The sequence below is a fragment of the Psychrosphaera sp. genome, assembly GCF_982872775.1.
In genome coordinates this window covers 23,859-28,901 of sequence record NZ_CEYNSH010000038.1, presented here as the reverse complement: position 1 = coordinate 28,901, position 5,043 = coordinate 23,859, and the positions used below count along the sequence as shown (strand labels likewise).

The following is a 5,043-nucleotide window of genomic DNA, read 5'->3' as shown; positions in this document are numbered from 1 at the left end:
AGTTACGAGCTTTGCCAGCGATGTTTTTTAAAAGCGGATCTCTGGCAGAATTAAATAGTGATAAGGGCTTTAAAAAAGACACTTTGGTCGTCGAATAAAACGTCCCTCTGTGCGTAAGACTTAAAGCCCAGACTAAAAGCGCAACGGCGATACTCAACCAAACTAACAAGTAAGGCACAAACACTGAACTACTCGCGGTATGCCCCCAAAATCTATCAGCGGCTTGTAAGGGCGAGCCAGCAATATTCCATAACGTATGAGTCAGGCCAACACTGCCAGATAGAGGCGTAAACTTAAAAACAATGAGTAACACAACCACAGCACTGCCCCACGCTCTTGAGGCAACTATCTGTTGAATAGTGACAAAAATAACTCCAAGCAAACTTAAGTTTAACCACCCTAGCCCAAACTCCACTGCATAAGTGGTTGGTGTTATGGAGCTTTGGCCCAGTAGCTGTGCTATCACGCAACCAAGTACAGTCAGCAAACAGATTATCAAGGCCAAGATCGTAATTGCGAATAACTGAGCACCGACAAATTGGTTGTTTTTAATAGGGGCGGAGGCGATTAACTCATGGACATTGGCGGACTTATAACTTCCCGTCAGTTGCCAGCTCCAAAGGCCAATCAAGAAACACCCAAACACAGGCAAGACATCACCATTGATGCGATTAATGGCATCCAATGACGTGGCTTGTTTGATGGCAAAGGGTTCGACATAGTGCAAACCTGACAATACTTCATTAAAAATGATCAGTGGCCAGGCTAACAAAATCAATAAATTGACCTTGTTGTTGAGCACCAAAAGCAACTGGCCTTTGAGAAGTTCGAAAATAGGAGACTCTGGTGTCGTTGAGGTATTCTCAGCAGTTGCACATTTTACAGTATCCGTACTTTTCGCTTTGTTCGCTTTATTCGCTTTATTCGCTTTATTCACGACATGAACGGCATTGGATTTAAAACCTAACATGCTTTTTACACGCAGGCTAAACTTAGACAAAGTTGTGGCCTGTTCTTCTGTGCTAGGTGCCACATCGGCCAAATTACTTGTCGAATATATTTGCGGCCGCCTCTGGCCTTTTATTTTTAGCTGCCAAAATAAAACCAGTCCTATTCCCACTACAACCATGAAACGATTGAACCAGAACGTCGACAGCCCGACACCTAAACCAATGTGCTGAATATCGTCATTAGCGCTCGGGCGAGCCTCACTAAACCAAGCTGTGACACCATAAGGGTCAAACCACAAGGCCAATTGATAAAGGCCCGGGTAATCCATACTACTGCCAGCCAATATTGGGTTGCCCGTCATACTCGCTAGAATCAGATAAGCCACAAAGCCGACAAGAATGAGTGCGTAATAAGTAAAAGAAGCAGCGCGTTTGTTTGAGAGTAACAAGCCTAAAGTGCAATACAACAAGACCGTTGGCGTCAGTATCAAGCCGACAAATTTAATACCATCGATTAATAGCTCGGTCGCATTCACCCCGTGAGGTTCGTCATTGCTAACACTCGCACCAACGGCCACCAGCACAAAACACAAGGCAAACAAAACAACCGCCCAACAAGCAAGTGCCAACCAACGACTTGTCATCAAGACATTAAGCGAATAGACAGAGGTGCCCACAAACTCACTGACTTCCCACTGTTCATCTCTGGCAAAAACAATGGGCAGCATGGCCCCCATAAAAACCGGAAAAACCAGCATGACTATCGCCACATATTTAAGTTGTAACGACATAGAAAAACTGGCGGCTTCAGCGGTTAACCCGACTGTAAACAAGTACCCCATTATTAAGACGAGTCCGACACCGACCAAACAAAGAGGCTGTGACATGAGGTAACGTAAATCATTGGATACCAACGGTAAAAAGGCATTTGAACGACTCATAACACACCTCCCTGACGTGCATAAAAGTAAACGTCTTGCAGGGTTGCTTGTGTCTCGATTGCGCTCATACTTGGTTTAGTTTCTGAATAAACTCGATAGACAGGCTCACCAAAACGAAAAGATTTGTTTAAAACCAAGGGAGTGTTTGGCTTGGCTTTAAGATTTTGGTCAGAACCAAGGTCAGCTATTTCCTCGCTCGCACCACTCAACTGCCAAATACGCCCTGACATGGTTTCAACTAAATCTGACACGGCTCCGGCTGCTTTTATTTCTCCAGAAAATAATAATGCGCTGTGCTGACAAAGGTTTTCTACATCCTCGACAATGTGAGTCGATAATAAAATGAGCCGCTCTTTGCTGATAGAAATCAACATATCGTGAAGTCGCTCGCGCTCTTCTGGGTCTAAACCTGCCGTTGGCTCATCCATGATCACCACGCTTGGGTTACCTAATAAGGCCTGCGCTATGCCAAAGCGCTGTTTCATACCACCGGAAAACTTATTCACTGCTTTATTGGCGTATTTAGTCAGGTTGGTTAGTACCAACAATTCGGGGATTTGTTGTTGATAATCTGAAGGTGCAATCCCTTTCAAAATTGCCATATGTTTGAGCAAAGCCTGACAGCTCATATTTGGGTAGACGCCAAAATATTGAGGTAAATAACCCAAGGTCGAGCGAATTTTCTGAGGTGATTGTAGGACATCAACATAACTATCGTCGTTTAAACAATTTGCGCTGTTGGTTTGGGGTTGTAGCCCCGACTTTACCAAAAGGACTTCCCCTTGGTCTGCACTTTGCAGCCCCACGATAGTTCTCATAAGGCTTGATTTTCCTGCGCCATTTGGCCCCAACAACCCCACCATACCGCAGGGCAATGTGAGGTTGATGCCATTAAGTGCCTTAGTGCCATCTGGGTAAGTTTTGTTTAAGTTATTTATCTGAATCATTTTGTCGTCCTTATACTCGTCGTTTAACCTGACTTTGAAATTGATTCTAGTAACTCCAGAGTTAATAAATACTGATAGATGACAAAGGGTTAAAAGAAGATGAAGAACGCCAACAGCACTGCGTAAATTTACTTACGTCATGAAAATTGCTACTTTCGTCATAAGAGCAACCACGACAAACCGCATTAACGTAGACTTGAGAAAATGGACCTCAGGATATTAAAACAATGATGAAAAATGCCTTTTCAGCGCTCGTACCAACGTTGCAAAACCCTTCTATGTGGTTTACTCATCGATTCATAACCTTGATGCCGCTTTTAGCCTCCGTTCTTGTTGAAGCGCACGTTCGCTTTTTATCAATAAAAAACCACGGCATGAGTCACGCTTGGCTTACCTCAAACCCTGTGGCTAGTGATTATGTATTGATTGTGTTGCAACTGACCTTTCAGGCATTGCCCTTGTTTGTTGGCTTATGGCTCAGTCAGGGAACCGTTAGTAATAGAAGTCTGGGCATAGATCGTGACGATGAGTTAGCCCAGCAAATAGAAAAAGGTCCGAAGGCCCTATTGCCTTTATTAGTGGGATTTGTGATTTATCCTGCAATGATATTAGGTGCTGTATCGATAAGTGAAAGTTTTGCTGCTATCAATCTGTTCTCATTTCACTTTTACCTAGTTAGCCTATTATTAGTCGCACTATGGATGTTGGTGCAGTATGTCAATAAGTCCCCAAACAGCAGGGTAACTTTTGCGTCAGCATCTACCTCGATATCTACCACAACATCGGCTTCTAATTCCGCGTTGTCTTTTGAAACTAGCGCCTATACAAGAGCGCCAAAATCAAATTGGCTTCAGCGGTTATTATCAAAGTTATTTTCACTAAACAGTGTCGTAGCGCTTTGCTTAGTAACTTGGGTGGTGGTTATTTCGGGCGCGTTTCATTTTCACGAAGACCCGATGAATAACATGCCTATCAATCTCATTATTGATCCTGTTCAGGTCATCACAGACCCACTGCCATTTTTAAATTACGCGTGGCAGTTTGGTATCCTTGCATTACTGATGGCCAGCCTTTATCTCGTCAATCGGTATGTCTTGATCAAACGTGTCCTCAATCAATTTGGTGTGTTTAATTTTGTGTTGGCCAGCTTTGTTTTTTGGCTGGTTTATACCCCGCTTGCAGGTCAAGTGGTAATTCACCTGCCAATGACCCCGCCACACTTTTCATTTTTGCCATCAGAAAACTTCGATGTTTTTGACCCAGATAATTACAAAGTATCTCTGCTGTTTTTGTTTTTAACGACGCCGCTTATCTTAGCTTTTGAGCGCCAACGCGATGCGGCCCGAGAAGCTCAAATAACCGAGCAAAAAACCCAAACCGAATTGCAATTGTTACAGCAACAAATCAATCCGCACTTTTTGTTTAACTCGATGAATAGCTTGTATGCACTGACGTTAAAAAAGTCTGACCTTGCACCTGACTTGGTAATGAATCTTTCCGATATGTTGAGGTATACGGTTTATGAAGGACAAGAACGCCAGGTTCCGTTGCAGTCAGAAGTCGACTATTTGAAAAATTACCTCGCTTTGCAAAAAGTCCGTTTGGGCGACCGCGTGACGATTAACGCCACATGGCCAGACACAACTCAACAGTCTATCCAAGTCGCACCGCTTTTGTTCATTGTGTTACTGGAAAATGCATTCAAGCACGGAGCGGAGTCCATTGCCGAAAATGCACAAGTCGAGCTGGCTTTGTATGTTACTGATGACTCTCTTGTATTTGACTGTAAAAACACGATGCCAACACAAATGAGTGATGAAGAAGCTAGCCAAATCTCAAGTCAATATTCTAGTCAAAGCTCAAACCAAATTATAAGTCAACGAACAACTGACTCGCGTAGTGAAAAAGCCAATAAGGACTCGTCACAACAGACTCCACGCTCAGCTTCGCATAGTCTAGAAGCACATGGAGTTGGCTTAAACAATCTCAAAAAGCGACTAGCTTTGCAGTACCCGCGCCGTCATGTCTTCCTAAGTGAAGTCATCGAAACTGGTATTGCAGACGATGCCATTACAAACGATGGTATTAACGAAAGTGGCCATATTAAAAGTGGTTCTGTTGGAGCAGGTCTAATTGAGAATGACAATTCAGGTGCTCAACATAGAGTTTGGCATAGTCGTCTGGAGCTGATGTTATGGAATTGAT

3 protein-coding genes are annotated in these 5,043 nt (G+C 43.5%); 1 reads left to right on the top strand and 2 read right to left on the bottom strand.

The window, feature by feature from the left end:
* Positions 1-1,891, bottom strand: a 1,891-nt coding sequence (locus tag AC4E96_RS11090) for a hypothetical protein (protein ID WP_490255860.1), incomplete at its 3' end; no start/stop codon positions are given.
* Entirely contained in the window at positions 1,888-2,838 is a 951-nt protein-coding gene (locus AC4E96_RS11085) for an ATP-binding cassette domain-containing protein (RefSeq protein ID WP_490255859.1), read from the bottom strand. The genes AC4E96_RS11085 and AC4E96_RS11090, both read right to left, overlap by 4 nt.
* 227 nt (positions 2,839-3,065) lie before the next feature.
* Here AC4E96_RS11085 and AC4E96_RS11080 point away from each other — a divergent pair, with 227 nt between their 5' ends.
* Positions 3,066-5,042 (top strand): sensor histidine kinase, encoded by a 1,977-nt coding sequence (locus tag AC4E96_RS11080; protein ID WP_490255858.1) that lies wholly within the window; start codon positions 3,066-3,068, stop codon positions 5,040-5,042.
* Position 5,043: the final 1 nt, after the last annotated feature.

Coding starts and splice junctions, on each gene's coding strand:
- AC4E96_RS11085 (WP_490255859.1), bottom strand. CDS start 2,838: ATGATTCAGATAAATAACTTAAACAAAACTTACCCAGATGGCACTAAG.
- AC4E96_RS11080 (WP_490255858.1), top strand. CDS start 3,066: ATGATGAAAAATGCCTTTTCAGCGCTCGTACCAACGTTGCAAAACCCT.